Genomic DNA, 15,525 nt, shown 5'->3' with positions numbered 1-15,525 from the left:
GGTGGGCCGGCAGATCGGGTGCCCCCTGCGTGTCGGTCCGATCCGCTACGCTCCCCGGGTTCGATGCCTGGCCAGCTGTGGTCGGTCGGGCTTTCCTGCTTGAAGAGAGACGATCTGTGAACATTCGACGGTGGAGCGTGGGCCTCATCGCCGCCACGCTGCTCGTTCCCGGCCTCGCCGCCTGCAACAACGCCAGCGACGACTCGCCCTCCGCGGGCGCCTCGGCCGATTCCGGCATTCCGGCCGACCCGAAGGCGGCGCTGGTCGCCTCCACCAAGGGGCTGGCCGAGGGGAACTTCACGTTCACCATCGCGGCCGACTCGATGACCGGCAAGGGCACGTTCCACAAGCCCAGCAACAGCGCTCAGATGACGATGACCGTGGGTGACGAAGACTTCACCATGGACTTCGACCTCATCCAGATCCAGCCGGACACCTGGGTGAAGGTCGACCTCGGTGACCTGTTCGCCGGCGTCCCGGGGATGGAGGCGATCAAGGACAAGTACCAGCACCTCGACGCCGCCAAGGCCAAGGACGCGAAGAACCTCGACATCTTCAAGGAGGGCACCGACCCGGCCGACGCCGCCGGCATGTTCGAGGGCCTCGCCGAGGTGCAGGAGACCGGCGAGGGCACCTACAGCGGCACCTTCGACCTCACCTCGGTGAAGGACTCGGTGGCCGCCGACGAGGACATGCTCAAGGCGCTCGGCGACAAGGCCAAGGCGATCCCGTTCACCGCGAAGCTGGACGCCGAGGGCCGGCTCACCGAGCTGGTCCTGTCCCTGCCTGCGGCGGGCGAGACCAAGGCCCAGGACATCAAGGTCAACTACGCCGACTACGGTGCCGCGACCGCGGTGCAGAAGCCGCCGGCGGACCAGGTCATCGAGGCGAGCGAGCAGACCTACGAGATGTTCAAGTAGGCCGAGCGACGACGCTACGGGGGTGGGCTCAGCCCACCCCCGTTCGCTTTCGGCGGATCGTTGACCGTCGGGGTGGGTCGCGCTTGCCTACGCCGCGCGCCGGAAGGCCGGGCGGATCGGCAGCGGTCCGGGAGTTGTGGTCGGTTTCGGGTGATTGCGGGAGCGGCCGGCAGGGAACAGATAGGGGAGCCTCCGGCGCGAGAAGGCGCCGGATGACCCTGCTGGGAGACACCGATGACCGTTCGACGACTGAGCGCCGGCCTGGTGGCCGTCGCCCTCCTCACGCCCGGCGTCGCCGCCTGTACCACCACCGGCGAGGCCGGGCCGAGCGCCACACCGTCCGCCACCGCCACCGGCGCCGCTCCCGAGGCTGACACCGAGGCGAAGCAGGCGCTGCTGGACTCGACCCGGGAGATCAGCAACGGCAACTTCAGGTTCACCATGTCCGGCGCCGGCTCGACCGCGCAGGGACAGGTGCACCAGCCGAGCCAGACCGCCGAGATGCGGGTACGCCTCGGCGAGTCGACCGACGACCTGGCCATCAGTCTTGACGTCATCCACGCCAAGCCGGACAGCTGGGTGAAGCTGGACCTGCAGGGCCAGGCGGCCAGCGGTGTGCCCGGGGCGGACCGACTCAACCTGGGCAAGTACCACCACCTCGACCAGAGCCGGATTCAGGGCAACCGCAGCCTGGGCTTCGACTTCGACAACGTCGACCCCGCCGGCAGTGAGGCGCTGACCCAGGCCGTCACCGATGTCCGCCGTACCGGCGACGGGGCGTATGCCGGCACCCTCGACCTGTCGAAGGCCGCCGACGCCGGTTCCCTCGACCCGAGCGTGGTCACCGCGCTCGGCGCGGAGGCGAAGTCGGTGCCGTTCACCGCGACCACCGACGCCCAGGGACGGCTCACCGAGATGGTCATCCGACTGCCCGAGGGTGGCCGGCCCGCCGGGCAGGAGATCCGGGTCACCTACTCCGACTACGGCAACGCGACCGAGGCGACCAAGCCGCCGGCCGACCAGGTCGTCGAGGCGCCGCCGGAGCTGTACAACCTGTTCGACTGAGCCCGAAGCGCGGCGACGTGGCCGGACGGCCGCCTCGCCCGGGTCGGACCAAGGATCGCGGCGGGAGCCGGTCGGCTCCCGCCGCGCCGCCTGCCGGAATCGGTCGGCCCGCCGGTCAGCTGTCGCGGTCGGCCTGCCGGATCACCCGGGCTGTCGGTCGGCCGCGCCGGAGGCGGTGTGTTCGCGGGGCCGGTCAGGCAGCCGGGTCGGGCCGGGCGGCGTCGATGCGGGCGCGCGCGCCATCGAGCCAACGCTGGCAGATCACCGTCAGCGCCTCGCCGCGTTCCCAGAGCGCCAGCGACTCCTCGAGCGACGTGCCGCCGGCCTCGAGCCGCTCCACCACCGACGCGAGTTCGGCGCGGGCCTGTTCGTAGCTGAGCCGCTCGTCCGGCCCGGCTGTCTTCTCGTCAGTCATCGCACCCATCTCAGCACAACCGCCCGACACCACCGGCGACCGCACCGCCGTCGTCCGCGCCCGATTGCGGTCAGGCCGCCGGTAGCGGTCACGCCGGGGCTCGGGATGGTGGCTCACGCACCCGGCGGCCCGGGGCGGGGCCGGCGTTCCGGGCAGCGAACCTAGCTGGTCAGGTGTCGACCGTGGCGGACAGTTCGCCGTCGGCCAGGCGTACCCGCAGCGGGTCGCCGGCGGCCACCTCGGTGGCCGCGCGTACGACGTGGCCGTCGGCGCGTTGCACGATGGCGTACCCGCGGTCGAGGGTGGCGGCCGGGGAGAGAGCGCGCAGCCGGGCCACGGTGTGCCGCAGGTCGTCGGCGGCGGCGGCGAGCCGGTGGTCCAGGCAGCGGCCGGCGCGCTGGCGCAGTGCGACCAGATCGGCGGCCCGTTGCTCGATCATCACCTGTGGCCGGGCCAGCACCGGTCGGGAGCGTAGCGCGTCGATGCGGTGGGCCTCCCGATCGACGAGGTTGTGCACGGCCCGGTGCAGCCGGTGCCGGGCCTGCTTGATCAGGCGTACCTCCTCGGCGAGATCAGGCACCACCCGTTTGGCCGCGTCGGTGGGGGTCGACGCCCGGACGTCGGCGACGTAGTCGACAAGCGGCGCGTCCGTCTCGTGGCCGATGGCGCTGACCACCGGCGTGCGACAGGCGAAAACGGCACGGCACAGTGCCTCGTCGGAGAAGGGCAGCAGATCCTCGATGCCACCCCCGCCGCGGGCCAGGATGATCACGTCGATGCTCGGGTCCGCGTCCAGCACCTTGAGCGCGTCCACGATCTGCGGAACGGCGGTCGGGCCCTGCACCGCCACGTTCACCGTGCGGAACTCCACCGCTGGCCAGCGTCGGCGGGCGTTCGTCAGCACGTCCCGCTCGGCGGCACTGGCCCGACCGGTGATGAGCCCGATCCGCTGCGGCAGGAACGGCGGGCGGCGCTTGCGCGCCCGGTCGAACAATCCCTCGGCGGCCAGCAGCTTCTTCAGTTTCTCCAGCCGGGCGAGCAGTTCACCGAGGCCGACCTGACGGATCTCGTCGGCGCGCAGGCTGAGCGTGCCCCGGGCGGCGTAGAACTCGGGCTTGGCGTGCAGCACCACGCGGGCGCCCTCGCGCAGCTCCGGCGCGCCGGAGTCGAGCACGTCGCGATTGGTGGTGACCGTGAGACTCAGGTCGGCGGAGGGATCGCGCAGCGTCAGGAACACGGTGCTGGCACCGGGCCGTCGGCTGATCTGCGCCACCTGCCCGTCGACCCACACCCAGCCGAGCCGGGCCACCCAGGCACCGATCTTCTGACTGACCACGCGAACCGGCCACGGCTCGTCCGAGCTGCTCTTCCCACCAGCCCCCGCACCCACACTCACCCGCCCACCCTACGACCCGCTCCGGACCGGCGTCGATCATGAAGTTGTTGTGCTCGGCCGGCGTGTCGAGGGCGACAACTTCATGATCAACGGGCGGTGGGGGCCGGCTCGGCCGCTGCCCGGTCCGGTCGTGGCACGTACGATGAGGGGGTGACTGAGGCTGAGGCGACTTCCCGGACCGGCAAGCGCGTGCTCCTGGCCAAGCCCCGTGGCTACTGCGCGGGCGTGGACCGGGCGGTGCAGACCGTCGAGGAGGCGCTCAAGCTCTACGGAGCCCCCATCTACGTCCGCAAGCAGATCGTGCACAACAAGCACGTGGTGCGGACGCTGGAAGCCCAGGGCGCGATCTTCGTGGAGGAGAACGAGGAGGTGCCCGAGGGCGCCACGGTGATCTTCTCCGCGCACGGCGTGGCACCCGAGGTCTACGAGCAGGCCAGGCAGCGGTCGCTGAAGGCGATCGACGCCACCTGCCCGCTGGTCACGAAGGTGCACCACGAGGCGAAGCGGTTCGCCGCCGAGGACTACGACATCCTGCTCATCGGTCACGAGGGGCACGAGGAGGTCATCGGCACCTCCGGCGAGGCGCCGGAGCACATCCAGCTGGTGGACGGCCCGGAGGACGCCGACCGGATCACCGTACGGGACCCGAACAAGGTGGTCTGGCTGTCGCAGACCACGCTGTCGGTGGACGAGACGATGGAGACCGTCGCCCGGCTGAAGAAGCGGCTGCCGATGCTCCAGTCGCCGCCCAGCGACGACATCTGCTACGCCACCAGCAACCGGCAGCACGTGATCAAGGAGATCGCGCCGGAGTGCGACGTGGTGATCGTGGTGGGCTCGCGCAACTCGTCGAACTCGGTACGCCTGGTCGAGGTGGCCCTGGACGGCGGTGCCCGGGGCGGCCACCTGGTCGACTTCGCCCACGAGATCGAGGACGCCTGGCTGGCCGACGCGCGGACGGTGGGCCTGACCTCGGGTGCCAGCGTGCCGGAGGAGTTGGTGCAGGAGGTGCTGGCACACCTCGCCGAGCGTGGCTTCACCGACGTCGAGGAGGTGGTGACCGCGAACGAGCGGCTCACCTTCTCACTGCCGCAGGAACTCAAGCGGGACATGAAGGCCGCCGCCGCGGCCCGCGACTGAGCCGCCGGACAGGTTCGTGAACACGCCACGCCGGCCCGGTGGAACTGTTCACCGGCCCGGTGCGTCAGAGCTTGGTATGAGGACCATTCGGATCGCCGCCACCGCGTTGATCGTCTGCACGGCGCTCGCCGCCTGTGCCGGCCAGGAGACGGGTGACGGCACCACCACCCCGACCCCGACGGGAGCGTCACCGGTGACCGAACTGCCCACCCCGGACCCGACCGGGTCCGCGCCCGCGCCCTCACCCTCCGACCCCGTGGACCCGACGGCGCCCACCACCCGACCGACGGTCCGGCCGAGCGCCCCGACGAAGCCACCCGCGACCGCTGAGATCACGTTGACCGGCCGGATCGAGTCCGGCGTCGAGCCCGGCTGCCTGCTGCTCGACGGTTACCTGCTGCTCGGCGGTCCGCGCGACGTGCTCAGCGCGGGTGCGTCGGTGACGGTGACCGGGCGCCCCGACCCGACCATGATGTCCACCTGTCAGCAGGGCACCCCGTTCGTCGTGGCCTCCGCCCGGCGCGGCTGAGTTCGTGGCACCGGGCCGCCCGCGACGGCGGCACGGGGCCGACGATGTGGATCAGTTGATGGCAGGATGCCGCGGTGCGGTACCGACTGATCCTTCCTGTGGCGGCCGGGGCCCTCGCCGCCGTCCACGTCCTCAACATCCTCACCGGTGTTCCGTTGCTGCGCCAGGCCGAGGTGGCCGCGTTGCTGCTGTTGGCGGCGTACGCGCTGACCGCCCGGCCACCGGACCTGCCCTGGGCGTTGCCGGCGGCGCTCTCCGTGCTCGTCGTCGACGCGTGGATCACGATGCCCGCCGAACCCGCCGACCGGGAATGGCAGGTCCTGCGAACCGACGCGGTTGACCCGACCCTGGGGTTCGTCACCGGCCTCCGGCTGAGCTGGGCGGCGCTGCTTCTCGTCCTGATCCTGCTGCTGACCGGTCGGTGGCGCGATGCCCGCCCGGGACGTTTCGCCCTCACCGGTGCGGGGCTGGCGGCGACGCTCGTGGTCGGGTACGCGACCGTCCGGCTGGCCGAGATCCACTTTGCGGTACGCGCGACCCAGCCGCCCGGTCCCGGCGACACCGGCCCGTCCGCCGTGGCCACGGTCGGCGCCGTGCTGGCACCGCTCGTCCTCGCCGTCGGCGCGTTGGTCCTGGCCGCCCTGCTGGCCGGGCCTCGTCACCGGATCGCCGCCGGCGGTGCCGTCCTGCTGGTGCTGGTCGCCGTGACCCACCTGGACGTGGCGCTCACCGCGTTGTCGCTGCCGTCGGCCGCCGGACCTGGTGTCCTGCTGACCGCCGTCTTCCAGGCCAACGCGAGCCTGCCGGCGTCCGGACCAGCCGTCCTCGCCGCCGTCGAGGTGGCCGCCTACCTGCTGCTGGTGGTGGGTCTGGTGGGCCGCCACCCGGGACGGGCCGAGCCGGTCGGCTGACCGGCCCGGCCGCTGGACGGACGGAAGCCCGTCTCCGGAGAACCGGAGACGGGCTTCCTGGTGGTGCGGTTGGTGGTGTCAGTTCACCGCGCCGATGTCGACCGCGCCGCGGCCGACGACCGCGCCTTCGGTGGTCACGACGGTCAGCTCACCGTAGAGGCTCCGACCCGCGGCCGGGGCGGACTGGGCCGTCACCGTGCCCGAGATGGTGCCGGTGGCACCGTGGGCCAGCGTGAGCGGCGTGCTCGACGCCGAGAGGGTGCCGAGCGCCGGGGAGGAGAACGAGTCCCGGTAGTCGTACTCGGTGCTGCCACCGGCCCCGTCGACCGAGTACGCCTCGACGACGACGGTGTAGGTGCCAGCCGCCGGGTTGTTCAGGGTCACGGACTCCTCCGAGTCGCCGTCCGCGTCGTAGTCCACCAGGGTGGTCCCCCGGTAGACGTACAGGTCGAGGTCGGCGCCGGCATCCGAGGTGTTGCCGATGCGGGCGGTGAAGCTGGTGGCGCCCGCCGGCACGTCCACGGTGTACTCCTGCGTCGCGTACTCGACGATGGTCGGCCGCTCCGCGTGCGAGCTGGCCAGCGCGCCGCCCTGGCCGGTCACCGTGACCGGGCCGAAGGTGTTCTTCAGCGACCAGGTGACCGGGGTCGGGGCGCCGGCGGTGACCGACGGCAGCTCGACCACGGCCGGCTCGACCGCGACGCCCTGCACCCGTGCCTGGATCTGGTACGGGTTGTTCAGCGACGGCGAGGTCCGCCGCGACTCGACCTCGATCTCCCAGACACCCGGCATCGGGTTCTGGTAGTCGCGCTCGAAGGCGTTGCAGACGACCGTGCTGTTGTGGTTGGTGAAGCAGGCCAGACTGGAGGTGCTCTCCACCGGAACGCCCCACGGGTTGAACGCGATGAAGCGCGTCTGCGACCCGGTGGCGATGCCGGAGAGGTTGACCTGGAGGGCACCGGCACCCGGGGGAACCGTCACGAAGTACGACGTGGTGCTGTTCCGGTCCACCGAGCCCTGCGCCGAGTAGGCGAAGTTGGGCTTGCTGACGTCGTTCGAGACCACCACCACGGCGGAGACCTCGAAGTCGATCGTGCTGGTGGCCGGGTCGTCGACGGTCACGATCGTGCCGTGCGCGCCGACGGTCTTCGGCTTGGCGATGATCGTGATGGTGACGGGCGTGTTCAGCGGCAGCGTGACGTTCTTCGGCGCCGAGAAGGTGCCGTCGTTGCCGCGCAGGCCGATGTTGTGCTTCACGTTGCCGGCCGGGCCGCTGGTCCGGGTCAGCTTGACCTGGTACGACTTCGCCTGGTTGACCTGGTGTCCGCCGTCCGCTGAGCCGCAGCGGTTGTAGACGCCGGTGCCCTGGTTCGGCGTGGCCAGCAGGCCGGAGAGCACCGTGCAGACCGGGGCGTCGGAGGTGTACGAGCGGGTCTGCACACCCTTCTTCAGCAGTTTCCAGGCACCCGGCACGTTGAACATGCCGTAGCCCTGCCCGTAGGTCGGGGTGTCGGCGATCGGCTTGGCGGAGGTGAAGATCGCCCGCCGCAGCATCTCCGGGGTGATGCCCTTGTCGGTCGCCCGGGCGGCCGAGAGCAGCAGCGCGGCGGCGCCGGCGGCCTGCGGGGAGGCCATCGAGGTGCCGTTGAACATGCCGTAGCCCGGCGGCAGCGCGTAGCCGGCCTCGGCGACCGGGCTGCCGGGCTGCCACACCGGCGTGGTGGAGATGGCCGAACCCGGCGCGGCGATGTTCGGCTTGGCGCCACCGTCCTCACGCGGGCCGCGCGAGGAGAAGTTGAACAGGGCGTTCTTCTTCTTGACCACCGAGCCGTAGTTCGCCAGCCAGGTGTCCTTGCTGATGCTGGCGGCGACGCTGACCACGTTGCCCGCCACCGACGGGTCGCCGATGGTGTTCACGCCCGGGCCGGAGTTGCCGGCCGAGATGAACATCTGCACCCCGTAGGTGGTGATCAGGTTGTTGTAGAGGGTGGCGCGGGCGTTGTTGGCGTCGTTCAGCGCCGGCAGGCCACCGATCGACATGTTGATCACGTCGACCCCGCGGTTGATCACCAGATCGGCCATGCCGGTGGTGAGCGCGGCGGCCGTGCAGCCACCGCCCCAGGAGCAGGCACGGGAGGAAACGATCTTGGCGCCGGGGGCGGCACCGTCGAACGCGCCGTTGCCGAGCATGTCGTTGGCGGCGGTGATGCCGGCGACGTGCGTGCCGTGGGCGCTCTCGATGATGCCGATGTTGACGTAGTCCACCAGGCCGGGGCCGCCGACCGGAGTGGTGTCGACGTTCTTGCGGTACTCGACGACGAACGACATCCGCTCCTTGATCGGAGTCGCCGGGTTGTCGGTGCCGAAGTGGCCGACGTCGAACTTCTCCTTGTACGGCCGCATCACGGCCTGGTCGGTGAAGTCGCCGTCCTGGTCGGTGTCGACCCAGATGTTGTTGGTGGCCGGGTCGAACAGGATGCCGAACTGGTCGGTCTTGTCTCCGTCACGGTTGACGTCACCGGCCGGGTCGCTCTGGTTCGTGATGCTCTCACTGAACAGGTTGAACCGGTAGGTGCCGGCCGGCGCGGTCCAGGTGCGACCGGCGAGGGTGAACGTCGGCCCGGTCACCTGGTTGAGCATCGGACGCCAGGTGGAGTCCTCGAACGGATCGGTCGCGGTGACCCAGTCGACGATCTTGCGCTCGCCGGTGGTGGTCTCCTGCAGCGCCGGGTGTTCCAGGTCCACGCCGGAGTCCATGATGCCGATGGTGACGCCGCGGCCGTCCCACTTCTTGTGCTGCTTGACGAACTTGACCGCACCGGTCTCGTTCGTCGGCATGTACGGGTTGTCGGCCTTCGTCCTGGCACCCGGTCCGCTGACCGTGCCGCCCTGCTGGCCGCCCTTCGCGCCGCCCGGGGCGACCTCCGGCTTCGGGTCGGGCAGCTGGATCTTCTCGTCCAGGTCGATGGTGGCCACGCCCGGCAGCTTGGCGGCCTTGACCGCCTTGCCGGTCGGCACCTTGGCGAGCACGTATCCGATCGTGTCGAAGCGCTCGGTGACGGCCGCGCCGAGGTCCTTGAGGTCGTCGGCGACGTCCTTCGCCTTGCCCTTGTCGGTGGCGACGATCATCGTGACGGTGGGGGCCTTCTTCGCCTCCGCCTCGGCGAGCAGTTTGGCGTCGTGCTGGTCCAACGCCTCGGCGGGGGTGGCCTGCGCGGCGTCGGGTCCGGCAGGAGCGGCGCTCGCGGTGGCGGCGCCGCCCGCCACGGTCACGGCGCTGGCCGCCATCACCGAGGCGAAGAGCGCGGCGGAGGTACGCCGGCTCAGGTTTCGGGGTTTGCTCACGTTCTCTTTCCTCCAGAGAACTCAGGCGCCCTCAGAAGCAGGGCACGCGTGAGCGAAATCCTTCGTGGTGCCGACCGTCGATGTCACTACCGCCGGGTACGTTGTGACCATCTCGTGATATGCGAGACGCTCATTGTCACATCGAAGATGATAAGGGCCGATTTCAGTTAGACCGAGTTCGATCATCTGGAGTGGATTCCACGAGCAGCTCTGGCGCTTGCGGCTGTCGTGGCGCCAGTTCCACCTGCCCCGGGGTGGGCAGTTCCTGATCCGACACGCCCAGTTCCGCCAGCTTGCGGGCGCTCACCAGCACCCGCGCCTCCAGCGAGCCCACCGCCCGGTTGTACGCGGTGACCGCACCACCGAGTGAGGCACCGAGTTTGCCGACGTGGTCACCGAGCGTCGACAACCGTCCGTACAGTTCCCGCGCCAGCGTGTGCACGGCCATCGCATTGCGGGTCAGCTGTTCCTGCCGCCATGACCAGGCGACCGTACGCAGGAGCGCGACCAGGGTGGCCGGGGTGGCCAGCACCACGTTACGGGCGAAGGCGTGTTCCAACAGCGTCGGATCGCGTTGCAGTGCGACGTCCAGAAAAGGATCAGCCGGCACGAAGAGCACCACGAACTCCGGAGTGGACTCGAATGCGGACCAGTACGACTTGGCGGCCAATGCGTCGACGTGCGCCCGCAGGTGCTTGGCGTGCGCGTCGAGATGGGTGTCCCGGCCCCGCTCGTCGCGCGCCTCCATCGCGGTGAGGTACGCGTCGAACGGCGCCTTCGCGTCCACCACCACGCTCCGGCCACCGTGCAGGCGAACCACCAGGTCGGGGCGTACCGTCTGCTGGTCGGTGGCGGCGGTGACCTGCTCGGCGAAGTCGCAGTGTTCCAGCATCCCGGCGGCCTCGACGATGCGGCGCAACTGGTGCTCGCCCCACCGTCCACGTACCTGCGGCGCACGCAGGGCAGCCACCAACTGCTTCGTCTCCGTCCGCAGCTCACCGGAGACCGTGCTCATCGCGCGGACCTGCTCGCGCAGCTCCGCGTACGCGTCGACCCGCTCCCGTTCGAGATCGGCGACCCGCTGCTCGTAGCGGCGCAGCGTTTCGTGCAACGGCGCCACCGCCCGGGCGACCGCCTCCTGCGACTGGGCCGTCGCCTCGTAGCTCAGCGCCCGCATCGACTGCTCCAGCCGCGCCTCGCCCTCCCGGGTGGCGCGCAGCGTGGCGTCCAGCCGGGTGATCTCGGTCACCGAGCGGGCCCGGGCGGCGAACCAGCCGACCGCGCCGCCGGCACCGAGACAGACGACGACAACCGCGAGGGTCTCCAGGTCCATCCTTACGAGCTTGCCAAAGGCGGGCGCTGCGCGCCCGCACGGGTACGCGGCGATTTCCGCAGCACCGGGCTCGTCGCAGCAGGGATCGTCGGCCCCGCTGGGCACCTCGAGGTGGTGCAACGCCTTGTCACGGCGACCCCGAGTACGACGCCAGCGCCGCTGTCGAGGCGCCCGACCCCAGCAACACCGCCGCGAGTCTCGACTTCCGACGCGCCACCTTACCGCGAGTTCCACGCAACTTCCCTGATACTGCTGCCTCGGCCAGAGTTGAGGCAGCAACATCCCTGAAACTGTGCGGATCTTGGGGCAAGATCCAACAGCTCAGCCGGTGTTGCGCATGCCGGCGGCGATGCCGTTGACCGTGGTGAGCAGGGCCCGCTCCAGGGCGGTGCCGTCGCTCGGGGCGCGTCGGCCACCCGGTGCGGTGGCCACCGCCCGGCCGGCCGCCCCGGAGTCGCGGTACTGCCGCAGCAACGCCACCTGAAGGTGGTGCAGCGGTTCCAGGTAGGTGTCGCGTACGGCGAGGGTGCGTTGCAGCACCGGGGAGTTCTCCAGCAGGTCCGGTGAGTCGGTGACGGCGAGCACCTCGCGCCGGGTCAGCTCGTACTCCTGCTCGATCTTGTCGAAGATCGGGTGCAGCTGCTTCGGAACCAGGGTCTCGACGTACCGGCGGGCGATGCCGAGGTCGGTCTTGGTCAGCATCATCTCCACGTTGGACAGGAACGTGCGGAAGAAGTGCCAGTTGCGGTGCATCTCGGCGAGCACGTCGGCCAGCCCGGCCTCCCGGGCGGCGGCCAGACCGGAGCCGACCCCGAACCAGCCGGGCACGATCTGCCGGGTCTGGGTCCAGCCGAACACCCACGGGATGGCCCGCAGCCCGGACAGCCCGGCGCCGGTGTTCGGCCGCTTCGCCGGCCGGGAGCCGATGTTCAACGCACCGAGCAGTTCGGTCGGGGTGGAGGCCCAGAAGTAGGCGGGCAGGTCCGGATCCTCCACCAGTGAGCGGTACGACCGGAACGCCGACTCGGACACCACGTCCATCGTCGCGTCCCAGCGTTCCAGCATCTCGGCGGGTTGGCGGGGCGCGGTGTGCAGCAGCGTCGCCTGGAGCACGGCGGCCACGCTCAGCTCCAGGTTCTCCCGAGCCAGCGCGGGCAGGGTGTACTTGTCGGAGATGACCTCACCCTGCTCGGTCACCTTGATCGCGCCGTCCAGGGTGCCGTACGGCTGGGCCAGGATCGCGTCATGGGTGGGGCCGCCGCCGCGCCCGACCGTGCCGCCCCGGCCGTGGAAGAGCCGCAGGTGCACGCCGTGTCGAGCGGCCACGTCGCGCAGTGCGCGCTGGGCCCGGTGGATGGACCACTGGCTGGTGGTGATGCCGGCCTCCTTGTTGGAGTCGGAGTAACCGAGCATCACCTCCTGCACGTCGCCCCGGGCCGCCACCAGCGCCCGGTACGCCGGCAGCGACAGCAGCTCGTCGAGCAGCTCGCCGCCGGAGTTCAGCTCGGCCGGGGTCTCCAGCAGCGGCACGATGCCGATCCGGGCCCGGCCGCTGTGCACGTCGACCAGGCCGGCCTCGCGGGCGAGCACCACGGCGGCGAGCACGTCGTCCACACCGAGGGTCATCGAGATGATGTACGACTCGATCACCTCGGCGCCGAACCGGTCCTGCGCCTCCCGGATGGTGCTGAACACGTCGAAGGTCTTGCGGGCCGACTGGCTCAGCGGGGTGTCCGACGTGGACAGCGGCCGGCGACTGGCCAGCTCGTCGGCGAGCAGCTTGGTGCGCTCCAGCCGGCTCAGCGACGGGTAGTCGTCCACCTCACCCACCGCCGCGTACAGCTGGGTGAGCACCTCGTGGTGCTTCTCGGCGTGCTCGCGGACGTCCATGGTCGCCAGGTGCAGGCCGAACGCGGAGACGGTACGGATGGTCGAGGCGAGCCGGCCGACGGCGGTGAGCTGGCCGGAGTTGCGGGCCAGCGAGGCGCGCAGCAGATCGAGGTCGGCGATCAGCTCGGCCGAACCCCGGTAGTCGCGCCCCGGCACGTGCGGGGTGCCCTGGCGCAGCCGGGCCCGGGTGTTGGCGAGCTTGGCGCGGACACAGCGGGCCTTGAGCCGGTACGGCTCCTCGGCGTTGACCCGACGGAAGCGGGGTGCCACCTCGGGCAGCGCGTCGAGGTCGGCGGCGAGGCTGGCGGACAGGTCGAGCGAGACCCCGCGCAGGCGGCGGGAGACCGACACCTCGTTGATCAGCTCTTCCATCGCCGCCTCGGTGGCGGTCAGGCCATGCTCGTGCTGAATGGCCAGCACCTCGCGGGTCACCGCCGGAGTGACGAACGGGTTGCCGTCCCGGTCACCGCCGATCCAGGTGCCGAAGGTCAGCGGTCGGGCCGTCGGCGAGGTCTCCACGCCCAGCGTACGCAGCGTCTCGGCCAGGTCGTCGAGCACCTGCGGGGCCGCCTCGGCGTACAGGTCACGCAGGTAGTAGATGGCGTTGCGCGCCTCGTCGGTCGGGTCCGGCCGGTCCAGCCGCAGCTCGTCGGTCTGCCACATCAGGTCGAGCAGCTCGGCCAGCCGACGGTTCGCCGGACCCTCGTCGCTGGCGCCGTAGAGGATCGCGTTGGCCGTCTCGGCGTCCAGCTCGTCGGCGATCGCGCGCAGCTTCGACAGGATCGACCGGCGGGCCGCCTCGGTCGGGTGAGCGGTGAAGACCGGACGTACCGCCAACCGGCGGGCCACCGAGGCGATCTCCTCGGCCGGCACCCCGCGTTCGGCGATCATCTTGGCCGCCTGGTCCAGCCAGCCGCCCTGGATGGCGCGGCGACGCCGCAGGTCCCGGGCCCGGTGCACCTGCTCGGTGATGTTGGCCAGGTGGAAGTAGGTGGAGAAGGCGCGGGCCAGCTTGGTGCCGGTGGTCACATCGAGCCCGCCGAGCCGCCGGGCGGCGGCCGGGGCGTCGGTGCGGACCTGGGCCCGGATCTCCTCGACGAGGTCGAGCAGCGGGCGTCCCTCCTGGCGGGCCAGGGTCTGCCCGAGCAACGTGCCCAACCTGCGGATGTCGGCGCGCAGCGCGGCGTCGGGGCCGTCGTGATCGTGCTGGTCGGTCACCATGCGCTCCTCACGTCAAGTACGAAGGACAGCGCTGTCCGACTCCCCCGATCGTATCCACGCGAACCCGCCCGGAAGGAAGGCCCCCTTGATAACGCCCTGCGTTTCAGGGGGACCCCAGCCGGACTTCGACGCTGCCGAGGTTCGCCGGTCGAGGACCTCCGGAGGTCGAAAACCGCTGTTCACGGCCGATAGCGTCGGGGACATGACGTCGCTGGTCCAGCCACCGAAGCCGAGAACTGGCGATCGAGTGGCGATCGTCTCACCCTCCGCCGGCCTGCCGGCTCTCTTCCCGCACGTGTACGAACTGGGGCTGCGCCGGCTGCGTGCGGAGTTCGGCCTGGAGCCGGTCGAGTACCCGACCACCCGGATCATGGGCGCCGACCCGCGCGACCGCGCCCGGGACCTGACCGCCGCCTTCGCCGATCCGACGATCACCGCCGTGCTGGCCACCGTCGGCGGCGACGATCTGATCACCGTGACGCCGCACCTGGACGACGAGGTGCTGCGGGCCAACCCGAAGCCCTACTTCGGGTACTCCGACAACACCAACGTGCTCAACCACCTGCACCGGCTGGGCGTGGTCAGCTATCACGGCGGGTCGGTGCTGGTGCACCTCGGCCGCCCCGGCGCGCTGCACCCGCTGACCGCCGACTCGCTTCGCGCGGCGCTGTTCGGCAACGACTGGTACGACCTGACTCCGGCGCCGCGGTGGGGCGACGAGCCGAACGACTGGAACGATCCCGCCTCCCTCGCCGCCGAGCCGGTGATGTTCCCCGGCACCGGCTGGCGTTGGCAGGGGCCGGCGAAGGTGGTCGAGGGACGCACCTGGGGCGGCAACCTGGAGGTGCTGCACTGGCTGCTCGCCGCCGACCGGGTCGCTCCGGCGGCCACGCTGGCCGGGTCGGTCTTCCTGCTGGAGACCTCGGAGGAGTTGCCATCGGCCGTCGAGGTCTACCGGATGCTGCGTAACCTCGGTGAGCGTGGCCTGCTCGGCGGCTTCCCCGCCGCGCTCGTCGGCCGCGCCAAGGCATGGGAGTTCGGCCGCCGGCTCAACCCGCAGGAGAAGACGGAGTACGCCAGGGACCAGCGCGCCGCCGTCACCCGGGCGTTCGCCGAATACGCCCCGGACGCGGTACTGGTCTTCGACGTCGACTTCGGGCACACCGATCCGCAACTGATCATCCCGTACGGCGGCGAGGTCCGGGTGGACGCGGTCCAGCGACGCATCTCGGTCCGCTACTGACCGCCAGGCCGACGCGCCGACGCGCCGAGGGGCCGAGGGGCCGAGGGGGCAAGATCTACTCCAGTTACGGCATGTCGCGGTATCCGCGCCCGACGGAAGCCGCGACATCCCGCATCC

General features: G+C 70.9%; 11 protein-coding genes. 6 read left to right on the top strand and 5 right to left on the bottom strand.

Going from position 1 to position 15,525, the window contains the following annotated elements; genetic code table 11:
• Positions 1 to 116 precede the first annotated feature (116 nt).
• Entirely contained in the window at positions 117 to 920 is an 804-nt protein-coding gene (locus V5O40_RS00940; RefSeq protein ID WP_332903632.1) for a DcrB/PsbP domain-containing protein, read from the top strand.
• A gap of 234 nt (positions 921 to 1,154) precedes the next feature.
• Positions 1,155 to 1,985 (top strand): hypothetical protein, encoded by an 831-nt coding sequence (locus V5O40_RS00935; protein ID WP_332903631.1) that lies wholly within the window; start codon positions 1,155 to 1,157, stop codon positions 1,983 to 1,985.
• 193 nt (positions 1,986 to 2,178) lie between these two features.
• On the opposite strand, the gene V5O40_RS00930 is transcribed toward V5O40_RS00935, so the two are convergent.
• Together V5O40_RS00930 and xseA are read right to left on the bottom strand one after the other, a co-directional pair.
• Positions 2,179 to 2,400: an exodeoxyribonuclease VII small subunit gene (locus V5O40_RS00930; protein WP_332903630.1), complete on the bottom strand. Its 222-nt coding sequence runs from the start codon at positions 2,398 to 2,400 to the stop codon at positions 2,179 to 2,181.
• Between the two features lie 169 nt (positions 2,401 to 2,569).
• Complete coding sequence (gene xseA / locus V5O40_RS00925) at positions 2,570 to 3,790, bottom strand: exodeoxyribonuclease VII large subunit (RefSeq protein ID WP_332903661.1); 1,221 nt, start codon at positions 3,788 to 3,790, stop codon at positions 2,570 to 2,572.
• A 156-nt stretch (positions 3,791 to 3,946) separates the two neighbouring features.
• Here xseA and V5O40_RS00920 point away from each other — a divergent pair, with 156 nt between their 5' ends.
• The 3 genes from V5O40_RS00920 to V5O40_RS00910 all read left to right on the top strand — a co-directional run bounded on the left by V5O40_RS00920 (position 3,947) and on the right by V5O40_RS00910 (position 6,376).
• On the top strand, positions 3,947 to 4,936 hold the full coding sequence (locus V5O40_RS00920; RefSeq protein WP_332903629.1) for a 4-hydroxy-3-methylbut-2-enyl diphosphate reductase: 990 nt from the start codon (positions 3,947 to 3,949) through the stop codon (positions 4,934 to 4,936).
• Between the two features lie 76 nt (positions 4,937 to 5,012).
• A complete protein-coding gene (locus V5O40_RS00915) occupies positions 5,013 to 5,465 on the top strand; it encodes a hypothetical protein (protein WP_332903628.1) in 453 nt (150 codons plus the stop codon).
• A 74-nt stretch (positions 5,466 to 5,539) separates the two neighbouring features.
• Entirely contained in the window at positions 5,540 to 6,376 is an 837-nt protein-coding gene (locus V5O40_RS00910; RefSeq protein WP_332903627.1) for a hypothetical protein, read from the top strand.
• Positions 6,377 to 6,454: 78 nt separating this feature from the next.
• Here the strand turns inward: V5O40_RS00910 and V5O40_RS00905 are convergent, their stop codons facing one another.
• The 3 genes from V5O40_RS00905 to ppc form a co-directional block, all read right to left on the bottom strand.
• Positions 6,455 to 9,721 (bottom strand): S8 family serine peptidase, encoded by a 3,267-nt coding sequence (locus V5O40_RS00905; protein WP_332903626.1) that lies wholly within the window; start codon positions 9,719 to 9,721, stop codon positions 6,455 to 6,457.
• A gap of 163 nt (positions 9,722 to 9,884) precedes the next feature.
• Positions 9,885 to 11,054, bottom strand: a complete 1,170-nt coding sequence (locus V5O40_RS00900; protein ID WP_332903625.1) for a DNA recombination protein RmuC — start codon at positions 11,052 to 11,054, stop codon at positions 9,885 to 9,887.
• A gap of 321 nt (positions 11,055 to 11,375) precedes the next feature.
• Positions 11,376 to 14,162: a phosphoenolpyruvate carboxylase gene (gene ppc, locus V5O40_RS00895; RefSeq protein WP_332903624.1), complete on the bottom strand. Its 2,787-nt coding sequence runs from the start codon at positions 14,160 to 14,162 to the stop codon at positions 11,376 to 11,378.
• A gap of 205 nt (positions 14,163 to 14,367) precedes the next feature.
• Between ppc and V5O40_RS00890 the strand changes: the two genes are divergently transcribed.
• Positions 14,368 to 15,408 carry a S66 family peptidase gene (locus V5O40_RS00890; protein WP_332903623.1) on the top strand — a complete coding sequence of 347 codons (1,041 nt, stop codon included), beginning with the start codon at positions 14,368 to 14,370 and terminating at the stop codon, positions 15,406 to 15,408.
• Positions 15,409 to 15,525 lie beyond the last annotated feature (117 nt).

The sequence above is a fragment of the Micromonospora palythoicola genome (genome assembly GCF_036689795.1).
Classification (GTDB): domain Bacteria; phylum Actinomycetota; class Actinomycetes; order Mycobacteriales; family Micromonosporaceae; genus Micromonospora; species Micromonospora palythoicola.
Note: the sequence above shows the minus strand (reverse complement) of the source record. Positions and strands in the feature narration are given on the sequence as shown.

What these genes read in the sequence shown, in the direction of transcription:
- V5O40_RS00935 (WP_332903631.1), top strand. Translation starts at nt 1,155, where the DNA reads ATGACCGTTCGACGACTGAGCGCCGGCCTGGTGGCCGTCGCCCTCCTC.
- V5O40_RS00930 (WP_332903630.1), bottom strand. Translation starts at nt 2,400, where the DNA reads ATGACTGACGAGAAGACAGCCGGGCCGGACGAGCGGCTCAGCTACGAA.
- V5O40_RS00915 (WP_332903628.1), top strand. Translation starts at nt 5,013, where the DNA reads ATGAGGACCATTCGGATCGCCGCCACCGCGTTGATCGTCTGCACGGCG.
- V5O40_RS00900 (WP_332903625.1), bottom strand. Translation starts at nt 11,054, where the DNA reads ATGGACCTGGAGACCCTCGCGGTTGTCGTCGTCTGTCTCGGTGCCGGC.
- V5O40_RS00890 (WP_332903623.1), top strand. Translation starts at nt 14,368, where the DNA reads ATGACGTCGCTGGTCCAGCCACCGAAGCCGAGAACTGGCGATCGAGTG.